The organism is Burkholderia sp. M6-3 (genome assembly GCF_050858985.1).
Taxonomy (GTDB): Bacteria; Pseudomonadota; Gammaproteobacteria; order Burkholderiales; family Burkholderiaceae; genus Paraburkholderia; species Paraburkholderia caledonica.
Genome location: NZ_CP110092.1, coordinates 498,920 through 515,365, shown reverse-complemented (window position 1 = coordinate 515,365; position 16,446 = coordinate 498,920). Strand labels below are relative to the sequence as shown.

The 16,446-nt window shown below is 60.8% G+C and carries 19 protein-coding genes; 7 read left to right on the top strand and 12 right to left on the bottom strand.

The genetic code is table 11. The features are described from left to right. Nucleotides 1-101 precede the first annotated feature (101 nt). The 11 genes from OH764_RS35045 to OH764_RS34995 form a co-directional block, all read right to left on the bottom strand. Nucleotides 102-1,910, bottom strand: a complete 1,809-nt coding sequence (locus tag OH764_RS35045) for an adenine nucleotide alpha hydrolase family protein (protein ID WP_498851534.1) — start codon at nt 1,908-1,910, stop codon at nt 102-104. A 74-nt stretch (nt 1,911-1,984) separates the two neighbouring features. Then, entirely contained in the window at nt 1,985-2,830 is an 846-nt protein-coding gene (locus OH764_RS35040; protein WP_498851533.1) for a hypothetical protein, read from the bottom strand. A gap of 84 nt (nt 2,831-2,914) precedes the next feature. Then, nucleotides 2,915-3,475 carry a phospholipase D family nuclease gene (locus tag OH764_RS35035; protein WP_498851532.1) on the bottom strand — a complete coding sequence of 187 codons (561 nt, stop codon included), beginning with the start codon at nt 3,473-3,475 and terminating at the stop codon, nt 2,915-2,917. A gap of 298 nt (nt 3,476-3,773) precedes the next feature. Further along, the gene (locus OH764_RS35030) at nt 3,774-3,959 is read right to left on the bottom strand and encodes a hypothetical protein (RefSeq protein WP_498851531.1); all 186 of its coding nucleotides are present in this window, start codon (nt 3,957-3,959) and stop codon (nt 3,774-3,776) included. A gap of 74 nt (nt 3,960-4,033) precedes the next feature. Further along, the gene (locus tag OH764_RS35025) at nt 4,034-6,355 is read right to left on the bottom strand and encodes an AAA family ATPase (RefSeq protein ID WP_498851530.1); all 2,322 of its coding nucleotides are present in this window, start codon (nt 6,353-6,355) and stop codon (nt 4,034-4,036) included. Next, nucleotides 6,343-6,876: a hypothetical protein gene (locus OH764_RS35020; protein ID WP_498851529.1), complete on the bottom strand. Its 534-nt coding sequence runs from the start codon at nt 6,874-6,876 to the stop codon at nt 6,343-6,345. Before OH764_RS35020 ends, OH764_RS35025 begins: the two co-directional genes overlap by 13 nt. Before the next feature lie 224 nt (nt 6,877-7,100). Then, the gene (locus OH764_RS35015; RefSeq protein ID WP_498851528.1) at nt 7,101-8,510 is read right to left on the bottom strand and encodes a metallophosphoesterase family protein; all 1,410 of its coding nucleotides are present in this window, start codon (nt 8,508-8,510) and stop codon (nt 7,101-7,103) included. A 79-nt stretch (nt 8,511-8,589) separates the two neighbouring features. Next, on the bottom strand, nt 8,590-9,072 hold the full coding sequence (ybiA, locus tag OH764_RS35010) for an NADAR family protein (protein WP_498851756.1): 483 nt from the start codon (nt 9,070-9,072) through the stop codon (nt 8,590-8,592). 12 nt (nt 9,073-9,084) lie between these two features. Beyond that, nucleotides 9,085-9,294 (bottom strand): hypothetical protein, encoded by a 210-nt coding sequence (locus OH764_RS35005; RefSeq protein ID WP_498851527.1) that lies wholly within the window; start codon nt 9,292-9,294, stop codon nt 9,085-9,087. Between the two features lie 186 nt (nt 9,295-9,480). Continuing rightward, a complete protein-coding gene (locus OH764_RS35000) occupies nt 9,481-10,767 on the bottom strand; it encodes a recombination directionality factor (protein ID WP_498851526.1) in 1,287 nt (428 codons plus the stop codon). Continuing rightward, nucleotides 10,764-11,030: a DUF7696 family protein gene (locus tag OH764_RS34995; protein WP_498851755.1), complete on the bottom strand. Its 267-nt coding sequence runs from the start codon at nt 11,028-11,030 to the stop codon at nt 10,764-10,766. The genes OH764_RS35000 and OH764_RS34995 overlap by 4 nt, the downstream gene beginning before the upstream one ends. A gap of 615 nt (nt 11,031-11,645) precedes the next feature. Here OH764_RS34995 and OH764_RS34990 point away from each other — a divergent pair. From OH764_RS34990 to OH764_RS34960, 7 genes are all read left to right on the top strand, one after another. Beyond that, nucleotides 11,646-12,302, top strand: a complete 657-nt coding sequence (locus OH764_RS34990) for a DUF1845 domain-containing protein (RefSeq protein WP_498851525.1) — start codon at nt 11,646-11,648, stop codon at nt 12,300-12,302. A 95-nt stretch (nt 12,303-12,397) separates the two neighbouring features. Further along, nucleotides 12,398-13,312 carry a hypothetical protein gene (locus tag OH764_RS34985; RefSeq protein WP_498851524.1) on the top strand — a complete coding sequence of 305 codons (915 nt, stop codon included), beginning with the start codon at nt 12,398-12,400 and terminating at the stop codon, nt 13,310-13,312. Nucleotides 13,313-13,324: 12 nt separating this feature from the next. Next, nucleotides 13,325-13,774 (top strand): bactofilin family protein, encoded by a 450-nt coding sequence (locus tag OH764_RS34980; RefSeq protein ID WP_498851523.1) that lies wholly within the window; start codon nt 13,325-13,327, stop codon nt 13,772-13,774. An 81-nt stretch (nt 13,775-13,855) separates the two neighbouring features. Further along, nucleotides 13,856-14,362, top strand: a complete 507-nt coding sequence (locus OH764_RS34975; RefSeq protein WP_498851522.1) for a hypothetical protein — start codon at nt 13,856-13,858, stop codon at nt 14,360-14,362. Between the two features lie 66 nt (nt 14,363-14,428). Continuing rightward, nucleotides 14,429-14,854: a hypothetical protein gene (locus OH764_RS34970; protein WP_498851521.1), complete on the top strand. Its 426-nt coding sequence runs from the start codon at nt 14,429-14,431 to the stop codon at nt 14,852-14,854. After that, on the top strand, nt 14,851-15,084 hold the full coding sequence (locus tag OH764_RS34965; protein WP_498851520.1) for a hypothetical protein: 234 nt from the start codon (nt 14,851-14,853) through the stop codon (nt 15,082-15,084). The genes OH764_RS34970 and OH764_RS34965 overlap by 4 nt, the downstream gene beginning before the upstream one ends. Before the next feature lie 34 nt (nt 15,085-15,118). After that, on the top strand, nt 15,119-15,628 hold the full coding sequence (locus OH764_RS34960; protein ID WP_498851519.1) for a hypothetical protein: 510 nt from the start codon (nt 15,119-15,121) through the stop codon (nt 15,626-15,628). 135 nt (nt 15,629-15,763) lie between these two features. Here the strand turns inward: OH764_RS34960 and OH764_RS34955 are convergent, their stop codons facing one another. Next, on the bottom strand, nt 15,764-16,423 hold the full coding sequence (locus OH764_RS34955; RefSeq protein WP_498851518.1) for a hypothetical protein: 660 nt from the start codon (nt 16,421-16,423) through the stop codon (nt 15,764-15,766). Nucleotides 16,424-16,446: the final 23 nt, after the last annotated feature.

The window sequence follows — 16,446 nt, the reverse complement described above, 5'->3', positions numbered from 1 at the left end:
TCGAACGACCGTAGAGGGTCGAGCGGAGACCGGGGTTAGCTGAAATAAAAAAATCCCCGGGTTTTTGGCCCCGGGGATGTTGAAAAAAGTGCCGCAGCCAATCAGGCTGCTGGGGCGAAAAGGTCAAACTGCGACGAGACCGGCTTTAACATCGCGGCGTGCTCGGCGTCACTGATGCTGTCAGCGATCAGGTGAAGATCCAACTCCTCAGGTGCCAGATTTAGACGTTGCGCGAGCCTGCTGAAGTACTGCCCGCGCTTTGCCATCTCCTGATATCGCTGGGCCATGCCGACAGGCAGTCTCACAATCCCCTCGTTCAGCCAGAAACGCGCTGATTCCATTGCATCGTGATGCTGCGTTCTCAGCATGAACGCAGTGTCGTACGTGCAGGTCACAAACTCACAAGCGGCTTCCGCATCCACCTCGAACTGCGAGGCTTCCCGGAAGTACACCGTCTGCTCGCCTGCTGACGTACGCGCGTACCACCCTGCACGCTCGGGATGCCGGTAGCGATTCCACTGCTCCGCGTTGAAATCACGGAGGCCCACAGTTGGCGCCTCGCGGTCATACTGATCCACCGGATACCAGCCATGTAGCACGATGTCCGCCTTGGGCCTGGGCTCAACGTCAGGAACCGCATATCTGCGGCCGAGCAGGTTCACGTCATGCCACACAGCAAGCGCGGGAAACGCATGGGGCGCGTAGTGGTGCATCGACAGGAAGAAATCGATCGCCACAAGCTGCTGCGGCGTGACGAATTCAAACTGCGGATCGCACAGCGTCCGGTTGTGTTCGGTGTCGGCAATGAGCCCCGACGCCAACTCGCCCGAATGTCGCTCTGCGCGGTCCCGCTCGTCAGCGTCGATCGACAGGAGCATACGCAGCATGCGGATGCGCTCCCAGTACCCATAGGTATCCGCCTGAATCCGCGTGTACCCCACATCACTTAGCGTCCTGCCCACAAGTTCACGACGGGACAGGTCCCACTGGATCGCAAGCAGGTAGTTACGGAATTCATTCAGCGCCTTCAGGTGCGCATGCTCCGGCTCCTGAACCATGAACTCCATAGACTTGTCACGAGCGCCTGTAACGCCGCAGAAAGCGCATCCGAACCTGGAACCGCACGCAGCACGCGCACCGCTCTCGCCTGCTATCACACCGCAGACACCGCCATTGCCAGCGCGATAGATATCCGAAAGCCTGGTGATCGTCGCCGGCAAAAGCGGGCTCTGAAACGCGAGCGAACGATCCGCCATACAGCCGAGCATCGTCCATACATCGTCCGAACTCCAGTCACGCAGCGGAGAGAGCGACAACGATCCGGAGGCCTGCCGTGTTGCCACGTCCGCCTGTTCGTTCCGTTCAGTCATGGCGATCCGGCGCACTGCCGACTCATCGAGTCTCGTGCCGACAACGCTGATGACTTCCTTCACGCGCGACGATGACGCCTCCTTTTCAAGGCGAGCGCGAAGCCTGCCCTGTGGCTGCAACTTCCAGCTATCCGCGCAAGCCCGCATGCGCTTGCCGTCACGCACGCCGTTCTCAGGCGTTCGGACCAGCGTGCCCCGGCCGATCGTTGAAACAACGAACTGCGAGGCCAGCGACGGCTGCGTCACGTGTATCCCGACCGGCAGATCACTGTCCTCCACGAACAGCGCGACCTCGTCGAGCATCGCATGCAAAAAATTCACTGTACTTGGGTTTTCAATCGTCGTATCCGAGGAGGTTATGTAATGCCTCGCGCCGGGCGCTGCCTGCTTCGCGCGCCTGACTGCCTCAAGCATAAGTACCATTGCACACGTACTGTCCTTGCCGCCGCTTACTCCCGCGGCCAGCACATAGCCCTGCTCGATGTACGACTGCATCGTTGCGATGGCAGTCTCCATCAGGGCATGAATATCACGGTTCATCTGTTCGCTCCGAATATGAATGGGAGCGCCCCTTTCGGGATGGCTCCCGAAAGGGTTAAAATGTCATGAGTTCACTACAAGGTCAGGCAGCGACTTGCCGCCTGAGCGTCTTCCAGCGACTGGTCGGACGCAGCAAAAAGATCCGGCTGTCGAGTCGCCCGATCGAGGCGAGGCAAGGCGTTGGAGAAACGGCTCGGCCCGCTGCCGTCGAAACTATCTGCGCCGGCGGCCGCACAGATGTGAATGCGGCGAGCCGAGTTGACGCGACCGACATGCAGATGGCAATTCCGTCGACGCGCAAGGAGGCCCCACGCTTCGGCAGTCGATTCCTTCCACTCCGTTGATCCACCGATAAAAATCCCAACGACGGGAGAAAGGTAGGGCGCGACGTCTTCCAGTTGCATCCCGTTCTGCACGGCAATGAGCAGTTGCGATGGCATGCCTCGCAGACGCTCCATCCAGTGCAGCGAAAAGTCGAGCGACGCGAGACCGCCCTGGACGATGTCCGGAAGGACGATCCAGTCAGCGCGCTCACCGAGCTTGTCGACGACTGCCAGAAAGGCAGACTCGTCAAACGGCTCACCGCGCTGGTAAGCGGTCCACGCGCCGTTGTCGATTGCGTAGCGCATGCCTTCGGCACGGTGCTCGCCTTTCGCCGAGACGAGAAGACGCCAGTCCGCACGCGCAAGCGCATCGAGGTTGCGCCGCGTGCCAGTCCGGCTCGCATAGCCCACCATCGGCGGGCGGTGCATAATCAGACGCTCTTCAATTTCGCGATCGTCGTCGGCGCTGCCATCAACGCAGTAATAGTCGGCGTACGCGATTACAGCTTGCGCCCAACCCTGCTTCTCGCCACTCGCGTACGGCGCAAGCCAGCGAGGCAACCCTGCCGCCGCGGACGGTGTTTCGGCATGAACCATGAAAACTCCACAATTGAATGCGGAGCGACCCCGGCGGGATCGCTTCCCGCGAGGTCATAAAGAGAGGTCGAAGCGGTGTAGCCGTTAGCGGGCGCGGTAAGGCTCCCCCTGCGACGTCACGGCCTTCCAGTCATCGAGATACGCTTTCGCAATCTCAGGATGGTTAGAAAGCACCAGCACGTTTTCAGAATTTACGCGTGCGGCCGCCTGGCTGTAGTTGTACGAACCAGTCTCGACCGTTGCGTTGTCAACCACTACAAATTTTGAGTGCTGGATGGCGTAGGCACGTACAACCACGACAGGCACGCCGGCATACGCAAGCGCTCCCATCGCGGCCGCAGCTTTTCCACTGCGATCTTCATCCACATTGCTGTGGTAATCGACAGTGACAGCGACATCAACACCGCGCCGCTTTGCATCCAGCAGGCCTCTCACGACCGCCGGCGCAGTGAATGAGTAGGCCATCACCCGGATCGACTGCCGCGCGCTGCGGATGGTTTGCAGCACAAGCTGCTCGGCGCCACCGTCCGGCGAAAACGCGACCTGCACATCGTTGGTCGCCCCATGCGTAGGGTCCGCCCAGAGCAACGAAGCCCCTGTAATGAGGGCGCCCGCCACCGTCGCAATGACAATCTGTTTCATCATGAAATCTCCTTCGTTTACTGGAAAAAGCCCCGGTCCCACAAAGGGAAGCCGGGGCTGCACAAGGTCTGCTCAGGAGCAGGTCTTGGGATGACTGACCGGGTATGTGATAACCCGACCATCCGGACATATCCGAAAGTCGCCCGGTTCGCCTCGCGGCGCGTGAACGACAATCACCGGGCGTGCAGTTGTGGTGGACGCCTGAGGTTGCGCCGTACAGGCACACAACGACGAAGCGCCGGCCGCAAGTAGCACCATCAAAAAAGTTTCCATCTGTTTTCCCAAAAGTTGTGCGCACCGCTTACGCGGCGCGGCGATCAGCAGGCTCGCTCGTGTGGACCGTTACCCACTTTTCGTCCACCAGAACGTCGCGCATGAGCGTGCCGTTCAGGAGGTAGGTATGGGTATTGCCCGATCTGGGCGAGCAGCGACGAACCGACAGCGTTACCGCTTCGGTACGGGCATAAAGGTTTCGAGCAGTGGACATTGCGTTCCTCGATAAAAAAGACGAGGGAACGCCCCTATGGGGATGGTTCCCACAGGGTTAAAAAGAAAAAACGCTCAGGCGGCGAGCGCCTGAACATCGATGACAGCATCGGCTTCCGCCACGAGGTCAGGCGTTTGCGAGATGAAAAACTCCCGCTCATACCCGCCCTGTTTCAGCACTTCCCGCTTCATCCGCATGAACTGCAGCTTGCGCTGCGGATCGAGCGGACCATCGGACTCGTCACTGAACAGCGTCTGATAAGGCTGACCGGTGTTCTGGGCCTGATACAGCGCAATGCCTCGCGTGAGACATTCGTTGATCCAGACCTTCTGACCACCGGACATGACCGACACCGACTTCGTGCTATCAACTTCAGCGTCATGCACGAGGATTTCGAAGCCCTCACGCAGTTCGCCACTTGCAAGCGCGCGCTGGGTGCGGATCTCAACCGTGAAGCGCATGCCGTAACAGGCGAGCAGCAGCCTGTTGACGGTATCGGTCAGCGCGGGCCCCGCATCGTCGATCGTCAACGCAATGACGCCGTCGTTGCCGAGCCCTTTTGCCAGCAGCTTCCACTGCGCAATCTCATCGGAGAGCCGGTCGGCGCGCCGTTGAGTAGCAGAGAAGCCTTCCAGTTCATTCGCGAGCGCGCCTGCTTCCGCCTGCAGCACCGTCTGAGCGCGGATCGCACCTTCGATCCTGCCTTCGAGCGCCGCGATGGCTTCTCGCGTTGACGCCAGCTTCTGGTTGGTCTCCGCAATTGCGGCCGTCACATCGACGGCTGCAAGCTGCTTCGACTCCTGCTGGATTCGTGTCATCTCTGCCGTCATACGGGCCTTTTCGGACTCGTACCGTGCAGAGCGCGCCGACGCTTCGTCTGCAACCTGCCCCAGTTCCGCGTTAGCGGTCTCCAGGCCGGTCACAGCCGCATCCAGAAGTGGCTTGCAGGCGGCAAGTTCAGTCGCCGCCTGCAGGTCTCGCCGGACGTTAGCCAGGGTTTGACTGAGCGTCTTCAGCTCACCGCGCTTCGCCGCAAGCTCCGCAACAACCGGAGCGAGCGTATCAGCCTGTGCCTTCTTCTCGCGATACTGCGCGCGAAGCTGGGCCACCGACACGCGCTGCTCTTCCGCCTGCGACTTTGCCTGCAACGCCTGGCTCAACAACGGACACGTGGCATGCATTGCATGCCCCACACATGGCACCTGATCGACAACCGCAGCCTGCTTCGTCAACGTCTCGAAGTGGGCGGCTTTTGTCTGACCCTCGGTCATGAGACCGGAAATCGCTGTCTCAAGCGTCGCATGACTGACCTGCTTCGCCTCAAGGTCCGCGATCAAACGCTGCAGAGGCTCAAGCTTCGCCTCTTCACGACCGATGAGCAGCTGGGCGTCATCACGCTTCGCTGCCGCGCCAACAATTGCTTCCTTGCGGGCAAGCGTCGCCTGATGCGTCGTCACCGCCTGCTTCAGGGCATTGATGCGCTGCTGCGTCCGGGCGACTGCTGCCCGCTCATCACCATCGAGCGCCTGCACGGCTTTGACAAGCTCGTGCGCGCGCACCGACAGTTCGCGCAGTCTCGCTTCGGCAGTGGCCGACTCGCCTGCTTTCGCCGCCAGCGTCGCCCGCTCCTGAGTCAGCTTTGCGACCTCCTCAAGCTTCAGATCGCGCTCTGCACGCGTGTTGCGCAGCAGTTCGCCCTGTGCCTGCACTGAACGCTCAACGTCCGCCTTGCGCTGCCGCTTTCCGGAGAACGCGGACAGGTCAGACTGGATTTCGTCGAGTGCCCGGCCAAGCAGCTTGGCCACATCACCGGCTTTCGCCGACAGCGCCTTGAGGTGCTCGATGCCGAGCATCTCTGCGAGCAGCGTCTTGATTTCACCCGCGCCATACGATGCGAGCGGCCGCCGGTTCTGCGCGGAAAAGACACTGGTGAAAAAGGTCTGAAGGGAGCCATTGATAGCTTCGACACAGCGGTTATACGTCGCCGCCTTGCCGTCCGACACGGTTCCATCGGGCAACGTGACGGGATGCCACGCGCCATCCGAGCCGTGCCACGCAAGGTAGTACTCCGCCTTGCCTGTCTTGCCGGGCTTCCTGAAAGAAAACGTCGAGCGGTAACGGATACCGTCGTGCTCCCATTCAAGCTCCTTCAGCGCGCTGGTCCCACAGATGTGATCCCAGTACGAAAAGGCGTCAACCGACAGCGACGACGCGTGCGACGGCATGATCGGGTATGGATGCAGATTGTCCATGATCGTCGTTTTGCCCGCCCCGTTGGGGCCGACAAGCGCAATCAGACCTTCCGGCAACGACTCCAGATCGAGCGCGATGCTCTCCCGTTTCATGCCGTCCCGAACGCCGTAGAAGCCTTCGAGGGTCAGTTTCAGAGGACGCATGACGCCTCCCCCATCCCTTCCGACATTGCAACCATCTGGGAATAGAACGCGACGTCGGCATCGTCGGGGAACGGCTCCTTCATCGGATCGGCTCTCTCCACTGCAACGACAGGCGCGTGAAGCGTGCCGGCGATCGCGGCCTCAACCTTCTCGCATGCACGGCTGAACTCGCGGCGGGCCGACGTCAGAAGCTCGTCCCATCCGGCATAGCCGGTCAGGGTGCGAATTTCCATCGACGACCACTGCGCCGCCTTGCCCGTGTGATACGCCCACAAAAGATGCTGCATTTCAACGGCAGGGGTAACGACGACCTGACTTGCGCCGGGCGTAGTCGCGCGAAGAACGAGCATCGGACCGGACTGGGCCAGAACAGCGCCGCGATCCTTGCCAAACGGCTGATGAAGAATTGCCGCCGTAAAACCGGCGTGGTCAACGAGTGACTTCTGTATGTCGCGCACGTCCTGATCGTCCATGGCGAACACGCGAACCCACTCCGAACCAGCAGGATAAAGACCAAACATGATTGCACTCCGCAAATGAATGGACGGAGTGCGCCCGGTAGGGATCGCTCCCCGCCAGGGTGAAAGAAATGAACTGCGTAAGAAAGGTGAAGCAACAACGACATCGATGCGTCGCAAGACGCGGTGAAACCTCGTTTCGATAGCCCGGTCGGAGCTATCGGAACAGGGCTACTGTTCCACTGGCGGGAGAGCCGTACCGGCCTCTCCCGCGTTCGGGCAGCAAACTACGCTGCTGCAAACAGGTCATCGTCTAGCCACGACGCCTGTACGGTAGCCACAACCTCGACCGTCGTGTCAGGCAGGCGCACACCATCAGCTTCATGCACCGGCGAGGGTTCGTCGCCCCCGTCTGCATCCGATGTCGCGACCGAAGCCGGCGACACCTCCGCTGCTACGTTATCGGACTCGTCTGCTGTCAGGCTCGCAAGCACCGCGGCAGCGATCGCCTCCGGATAGCCCGACTCCAGCAACCGGAAACGCTCGACGACTGGCGCCGCGTCCACGTTCGCATGTTCGGCCCACCGCTCGATCTTCCGATCAACCGTTGGTTCGACACTGATCCCCTGCGAACGCGAGCGCGTCACAGGCAGGATGCGAGCCTCGAGCTTCAGTCCGGCAGCGCCCGCGAAGAGAGCTTCGATAGCTTCCCGATCGACCGATTGCCGATGCTCTTCGTCTATCTGCCAACGAACACGGACGAACTTGTCGCCCGCGTCGGAGGCAATGGCCGCGAGTCGCTCCATGTCTGGAGGGCCGTCGAAGTCAACACAGACCGTCTGGCGCGCCGGCGTCGGAACAAGCAACGCTCTCGCGCTGCCCGCCTCGACGTCCCACGCCAGATAGCCCTTGTCGCCTTCCTCGCCGTAGTGGAAACGTCCAGGCGACCCCGCGTAAGCCACCACCCGGCCGCCCCGCTCCCACTGCTGCGACTTGTGGATATGGCCGAGCATAAACGCATCGCATTCGGCCTCGAACAACGCACCAAGGGAGAACTCGTGATCAAAGCCCGCCATCGTGACGCCATGCTCGGTCGTGCAACCGTTGACCGTGCCGTGCGACACGCCAACCGTACGGATGCCCGCCGCGCGAAGCTGCGCGTTGATCCGCCCAGCGGCTGCGAGATAGTCACCCAGCACTGCTTCGAGCCCGGTCGCTGCATGCTTCGCACCGACCGCGGCCGCCAGTTGCCCCTTGTTGATCGAGGGCAGACAGGTGAAAACCACGTCGGCGCCAAGAGTCAGGACGCTGCGTAGCTCTTCTTCGTTGAACACGGGCCCGGCCGAACCGAAGAACTTCCCTTCGAGAAGGCTGACCTGCTGCACGCGCTCGGCGATGAATACCGGATGGTTCGTGCCCATCAATGCAAAGTTGCGAAGCGTTCCCGGTGGCTCGTGCGAGAACGTGCCTTGCAGCATCAGGACCGGCATCGACAGGCTCAAATGGTTGATGTTCCACGCCAGCCGGTTCAGGGCGGGCGCATGCGCATCGAGTCGATGATCAGTCGAGTCGCCCGAAATGACAGCGACATCCATGCACCGGTTCATTGCGTCCTGCACCGCGAAGGAAAAGCACCGGTCCGCCTCATCGAGGTTTTCCGGCGAGTAATGCAGGTCAGATATGTGTGCGATTTTCACGTCGCCTCCTGAACAAGAAAAAGGCCGCCCGCAGGCAGCCTCAATGGATAGCGCGCCACGCGGCGCGGTAAAAAAATAATCAGCGGGACAGTGTGTCTCGCACCTTCATCAGCGTGACGCCGAGCAGGTTCGCGCCACGCCAGTTCGCCTTATCGAGAATGAGCGGATCACGCTCGCCAAGGCCGACGCCCCAGATGCGGTCGTAAGGACTGGCTTCGACAAGTTCGGTCGGCGCGGTGGCGAGAAGCAACGACCGCAACCCCGGATTCTGGGCAAACTTCTCCCGGCATCCGACGTAGACGATCGCCTCGCGCTTTGTCTCCCAGGTGGCGAGATCAAAGCCTTTCACGCCTCGCCCGATCGCCTTCTGATCTTTCGGATGGCGCGCGTCGAGAATCGCAGCAGCCGACTGCTCGTCGCCGAACAGCTTGGCCTTCGAAAACATCATGAACTGCTCTACCGAGGTGAAGTCCACGCCGTGATAGCTGAACCGGCACGCATGCCAGTTGCTCAGCGCGTCGTCAGCGCCGAAAAACAGGGTGAAGTTTGCGACCTTGCGCATCATCGATTCTCCCTAGAAAACGGTGATACAGCCGTCGCCCTCGCCCCAGCTGATCTGCAGCTTCGCAGGTTGCGGTTCGATAAACGACGTGCTCATACACTGCTGACATTGGACAACGATCCGCTGCGTACGATCCGCAGTGAAGACCTTGAAAAGCTCGCCACCACAACCACCGCAACGCATCTGCTGGAGACCCGTCAGGGCGCTCAGATCGTTCGACATAGGATTGATACTCCATCAGGACAAGGGAAATGATCCGCCGCTTATAGCGCGTGACTTGCGGCGGAAGAATTCGATGCGCTGGAATGCGCGGTCGAAAACGCTTTAGCAAGTCGGCTTGCTGAAGGGCTCTCGTCTGCGCGAGGAGGAAAGAAAGGAGCGACCAGCCCCATCGGGGCCGGTCAAGGGTTAGACGTAAGTGACTGCCTGCCTGATCTCATCATCGAGCGCAGCGCGATCATCGAGCGCCGCCGCGAGGCGGGCGTTCATCTGATCGACGTCTGCAGGGCGTTCCGCCCACCCACGCCCATACCGGACGTGCGCGAATCGGCGGAAATCCGGCTGACGATCCGGGTGGCTTAGACCCAACCGGTTAAGCAGATCAGACATGCGGTTACGCTTGTCCTCGAGGGTTTCCGTCGGCTCCGGCTGGCCATTGCCGGACGGGTCCGGTTCGCCATCATCGACAGGCTCCCCATGCATCTGCACAACCGACTGCGACAGCAACTCGACGTTGCCGCCCGCTTCGATCATGGCGACCGCACGATTCGCAGCATCAAGCGCCGGTTGCTGTTCGTCGCCCGCATCAAGCAACGCTCCAAGATCGATGTCGGCATCCAGCACGGTCAGCATCTGCTTCTGACGCACCGGCTGCCCGTTGTCGTCGATCCGCGTGATGTCGAACTCCTTCTTCGACAGCCAGAATCGCGTACCGGTCAGTCTGCCTCGCGCGAGCGAAACCGTCTGCATGGCGGAATACGCTTTCTGCAGGACGTAAATCGAATTCGTTGGAAGTTCGATCAGCCCCAGACCCTTCACGTCGGGAATCGCGAACACGAAGTTCGCCGTGAGATTGCATTTGCGGTCCTGATACTGCGGGCACACGTGCGGATCGCAGATACCATCGGGAATGTCGTCATCCTGCCGCTGGATGACGAGGCGGCCGCCAAACGAGCGTCGCACGCGTTTCGCACGCTCATCGCGTTCGACCGGCGCATACGTCTTGCAATAGCGCTTGCCGTCGCGCCCGTACTCCGAAAAGTACTGGCGGCCCGTGGTCGTGTAAGCGGCCATCTGGTTTGGCACATTGCGTAGCCAGTCGTCGAAGGCAAACATCACCGGGAAGCGATGCAGCTTCAGGCCATCACCGCGATCCTCACCGTAGAGCTTGAGGATCTCGTCGGCCGTGTCGGGGTTAGAGAAGTCCGACCGTCTGCAGGTGAAATGCGCGACGTTTCTGGGAATCAGTGCATTGCGCAGATTCAGTTTCGTCTCGATCACCTTTCCGATCGTCTCATACGAGTCGCCGGCGGCCACCATCTCGTTGTACATCCTGAGCGCAGCAGGATTGCCTTGGGCGTTGCGCGTGAGCACCTTGATACCGGGCCGAATCTTGCCAATGATCGGCGGGCGGATTGCGCGCTCTTCGACCAGACTGCGAGGCGCGTTGTCGAACATCTGGACGACTGCATTCATGAGGGTTTCCTTGCGAGAAAAAAGATGGCGTTTGTGCGTAGCGTGCTCGCCTGAGAGTCAATCTCCCGGGCTGCTGCGCTACCGCGGCGTTCGCTGACATGGTGAATAAAGACGGAGCGCTGGGCGTCGCTGTACATCGCGACCTGTGCGATCTCGCAGCGGCTGCGCCAGGCGTCGGACGACGTGTCTGATACGGCACGCTCGTTTTCGATCTGGTGCTTGATAGCCTCGGCAATGCGCTGGTCGAGGCGGTCGGGCAACAACATAAACACCTCCAGTAGAGAAAGGCCCATCCGGTACGGATAGACGAAAAAAAAGCCCGCTCCGGTCAGGGAGCGAGCTTGGTGAAATCGGGGATAGAGGTGACCTACGCGCCACGTCCCTTCTGGGGACGTGGCGTGCAGGGAGCGGCTCCGGCAAACCGGAGCGCTCGGTCAGAGGACGTAAAGTCGTCCTCGCGCAGCATGGTCACGCTGCGCAACAGCCCTTTTCGGAAAATACATTCCGCCGCAGGAGTCACGGATCAGCCAACTTCGATCGTTCTACCCAGATCAGGCTCTGGAGAGAGAACACCCGAAAACCTGGGCTCGAACGATGTACCGGCGCAAATGAATGCAGGCCAGGTACGAGTATCACAGCTGAAATAGGGGAATCTGTAGCGGGCAGATTCAGCACAAGAAGAATTTCCACACCGGTAGCTATCCGGTCGGAGCATGCTCAAAGGGCACGACTTGGAGAAAGAAGATGGACTCCGGGCTTGGAGTCGAGATCGATGCGTCAGAGACGCGGGGAATGGATTGAAGTATCCGGGCAAATGGTATGTGTGGGCATCTGAAAGCTCGCGAAATTGATATAGCTTTCGCCCGCTTGACTGAGCGGTGTTCAGTGAGAATTTATGTGAGAGAGAACACATACACCGAGAACACGTTATGTCTGGCTTCGATACGGAACAGCCCGAGGCGGCTGACCCACAACGGCTGATTTCCCCTTCCACCGCGACCGAACCGGTTCAGGGCGGACTGCGTCCGATCAAGCGCCTTACCAGCGATGACCGCCTTGCGCGCATCCATCCCGAGACGCTGGCGAAAACCGAGTTGTTCTATTATTCGGATTTTGCCCGCACTTTCGTCCGCTCAGACTACAACTTCTGCGCGGCGAAAATGACGGTTGCGCGGGGCGGCAAGCTCCTCGCGTTGGAAGCGGAATTCCATACGGCAGAAGCGTTTCTGCGCAAGGCGCTCACCTGGGCGAACCGCCTGCACGGTCGCAGCGCTCCTTTCTCGCCGGAGCGTGTGACGCTGGAAATCAAGCACCCGATGTCGGGACGCCTTGTGCGTCTGCTCACGATCTACGACCAGCTTTTCCGTAAGACCATGGAAGCTCTCGTTGCCCGCTCGGTCATGGCTCACGACCGGCAGGCGGCGCTGGATGCTGCTGCGGCGCGCATCAAGCAGATTCCTCAAGTGTGCATGCCCGACAACGACCGGTACGCCCCCGAAGGCGTCCTGCTTCCCGACTCCAACGACACCCACTGAACCGCGCTGGCTTTGAGCCCCCAGATCAGCGTTGCCCTTGACATTGCGCGACCTCGGGCAGGCTGGATTCCAGACAAACGACAAAAGGCATCTTCATGGACATTCGCGAGATCCAGCGACTGCACGCGCAGTTCGCCCCGGATTCGATGGTCATCGACCTTCCCCGCCAGATCGCTGCATTACCGGGACCCGGCGACGTTTCCGAAGCCGACCCGTCGCGAGCTATGCATGCACGCCTTGCAGGCGTTGGGCCACGCGCGCGGCAAGCCGCGATCGCGCTCGCCGTTGCGGCGATGGTCGCCATGGCTGGCATCGGCGCAGCATCGCTTTACACCAACATGAGCGCGCACCGCCCCGCTGCCGCGGCGACCCCGGCCGTAGCCAGCACAAGGGGCGACGCAGTCATACCAGGGGCAGGAAACCCGGAAGTCCCAGCCTACAGGGAGGTTGACGCGACGCCGGCTCGTCCGGTGAATGCTGCACCCACACTCAGCGCAAGCGACTTCGCCTCTGCGAGGTCGCTTGGTCTCACCGCCGACCAGTTCCGCGACTCCCTGAAGGCACCAGCGCGTGCCGCACAAGCCGCGGCGCCCGCCACTGCCCCCGCACTGACGAGCGAGGTCCAGCGCGCAGCCGCTTCGCCGATCCATCGCGCTGGACCGAGCCGCGAAGCGGTGGCTTCGACTCCACAATCTGCGCTGCCGGTGCAGGTTGCGCCAGCCCAGCCTCCTGTCGCTTCGAAGCCCGCCGCGATGGCGCAGCCTGCGCAGGCATCGGCGACAACGACACGGGCGTCCGCTCCGGCAGATCAGACGGCAACGGCGACTCAGCCTGCACAGCAGGCGCCGACCGCAGCCGCCGCTACGCAGCAACCTGCCAAAGCCGTCAGACCGGCGCACGCCACGCACCACCATAATTCGCGTCCAGGCACTGAGAGCGCGGAATCCAATCCAGACGTCAGACCGCCGGCCGACAGCCGCACAGGGTCTGCCGAAGTGAAGATGTTCTAGGAGGGTCACGACATGAAAAACGAACTTTCGATCACCCTGGTTTCCGCCGGCTGCACGATCAGCGGCGACATGATCATCGATCACGGCGTCAGCTATTTCGGCCTGCTCGACGGTAGCATTATTTCAACGCAAGGCCTGCTGCACGTTGGCGACGGCGGTCTCGTCAAGGGCAACGTTCAGGGCGACCACGTGCGCATCGACGGTCGCGTCGACGGTAACGTCCACGCGCGGGGCACACTTGAGATCAATGGCCACGTTTCCGGCGACATCATGTACTGCGGCACGATCCGTCTCGGACCGCGCGCGGCGCTCAACGGCACACTCAAGCGCGTTGCGCGCATGCTGACAGTCGAGCCCGAGAATTCCCAACCCGACGATCGCTCGGTTGAGCCTACGCCCGCGCAGGCCGCCTACGAGCGGGCGGATTCGAACGTCACTGAGCTATCGCGAGCAAAGGCATAGCTCGCGGGTTTGGGGTCGGCCCGCAGGCGGCGATCATTGACCGTCCGGAAGTCATCCACCTCCACGCGCAACTTAAACAGAATGAAAAAGACCATCGCCTTACTGCTAACCGCTTTTGCGACCAGTGCTTTTGCTCAAGGAATATCCGAATCGATCCCGAAGAACGCCCCAGCAACTGGTCAAGGCACGCAATCTCTCACCCTGAAAGATGGCGGGCACTATGTCCCAGTGCAGGTCTTTTATCAGGTGACCCTCTCCAGGGACGGCCACATCCTGAAGTCGCTCGTGATCCTGACTGACGACCGGCAACAGGGCACGACGGTAACTGAGGAAGAGCTTCCCTACCTCAGCGCCTGCGACGCTGCTAGCTGCTCAGTCGGCGAGTTGCATTCCGGCTTCATGTTGTCTGTTACACCGGCCGTTGCAGCTGACGGGTCTATTTTCACGACCTACAAAACGGTCATTTCGGAAGCGCGCCCCGCCGGGACCATCGACACCTCCAGCGGCGCCTTCTCCCTGTCGCAGGGTCAGGCCTTGACCATCCCGCTCAATGGGCTGTTGCTGACAATCAAGGCTCGCGTCGTCTGAACATTTTTTTGTTCTGCCGCCAGGACATCGCCGCAAGGTCCAAACGCTCGCTAGAGAGGTGACTAAATGAAACTAAACGATGCAATCAGGTGGACCGCTATAGCCGTTTCGATCGCCATGCCCTTCACGGTGATTAACATGGTCGAAGCCTATCTGCAAAACGGCTCCGCTCTGGCACGAGTGTCCATGATTGAAGTAGAGATGGTGAGACTGTCACAGCTTAGCGGTGACGTCCGGAGCCTTCCCGCCGCGGAGGGCTCTCTGCTGTTGACAAGACACGGCCTGACTTCGGCCGAAGCGCTCCAGGAGGAGATTGACCGCGCGCGTGCCACCTTTGCTCAGATTCGATCAGAAGTTGAAAGCTCCGAGCGTCGTGTCGTGCGCAATACGACCATCAGTATGTTCTGTGTTGCGATCAGCAGCTGGTTCGCGATAACGCTCGCCAACGTTCTGCCTCGCAGACGCGCGGCCGGAACAAGCGCTCCGTTGTGACGATTCCTTTAGAACTGGAGGTGATCTACAGCACCTGTGACTGGGCATCGGCAGCCCAGGAAGCGGCCTTCGATGGCGTCTGCTTTTGCATGCTAGATGACGGCCGCTTTATCAACCGGCAGGCAATGCCAGACGGCACGCCGCACCTGAGCCGATTTGCGCTCTCCGCCGATTTTTTTGAGCAACACATCGCTGCACTGATTCCTGCTTCGCATGCCTCACCGGCCTGACGGGCAACAACTGAAACGAACAACGGAGGACAGCATGAAATTCGCGATCAAGACGCTTTTCGCGAGCGCATTGGCTACAAGCCTTATCGCCGGTGCCCACGCCGCACCGTGGGCGCAGACGCTGGAGGTCACCTGGTACAAGGATGGGAAGGTGATCGATAGCGGCCGACACGTTATCGCCGACGCGAGCGGGGTCTCTACCTACCTTCACCGCAGCGGACAGGAGGTAGGCTATGCGACGTGCACGGTGACGCCGCAGCAGACGAAGCTGACTGCATCGAGCGTTTTTGTCGGCCGTTCCCTGCTTATCAAGCCGGTGGCGATTGACCTCGACAACGTGAGGCTTTCTGTTTCGGCGATCGACACAGTGCTCGACGGAAAGCACAAGGCCGGCACCGCCTCGTGTACTTCCGAAGTTGTCGATGTTCATGGCTACAGTGCCAATGACCTTGCGGTACAGTTCACCGGCGCCCAGACCGTCGAAGTGCCGATGAACGATCCACACTACCGCCTCGTGCTCAGCCTGCATCCCGAGACGATGTAATCAGCCTCGCCAGGACGTAAAAAGGGAGCCCGAGCGGCTCCCTTTTTTTCGGCTGTCTTCCATCATGGATTCGACCCGCCTCGCGCGGACCTTTTTCTTTTGAACTCGGCGCGCCGCACGGCGGCCGCTGCGGACCTACTTGCTGAAGTCAGCCGAGTCAATCCAGCCGTCACTTGCCAGAACGAGGGTCCGCGTTCCTTTGGCATGCTCCGCCAGTCGCGAGTTGAGCCGATAAGCTTTCTGGACGGCGTCGTCTTTCGCCCATGCCGGCACGTCGACCGGACTGAACGTGAACGACACCTCGGAAATGGTGTGCCCAAGCGCACTACTGGGTTCGGAGAAGCGCGCCACCTCGTCGACCTTGTAGTGACCAGCGCACATCGTCAGTTCGTCCGCGCTAACCAGCGCTTTTTTCCCGGCGTCAGTCAGCGAGTACGTTTTCGTTGGTGCTGTGAACTTGCCGCCTAGCCAGCCCTGCTTCTCCATGGTTCCATCGGCGACGGTCAGCAACCCCGCGTGTGCCAGCACGTCCAGCTGACTTGTAGCATTCGCGTTGGCCTGATCCACGCCTGCCTGAAGGCCCGCGATCGTGGACTTCGGCTGCAGCGCCACCACGAGCGGATACTGCCGGTTCTCGGCCCCCATCACGAACGGCTGAACCGGGATGCACTCCCTCGCGAAATGAGCATTAACTGCCTTTTCGAAATTGCCGTTGTTGGCGTCTTTCGGGGAGCCGCACGCTGCGAGCAGAACGGCGACTGACAGGGCAGCGGGAGTAGCGAGCTTTTTGATCATTGTGCTGTTTCTCTTTCTTCGGA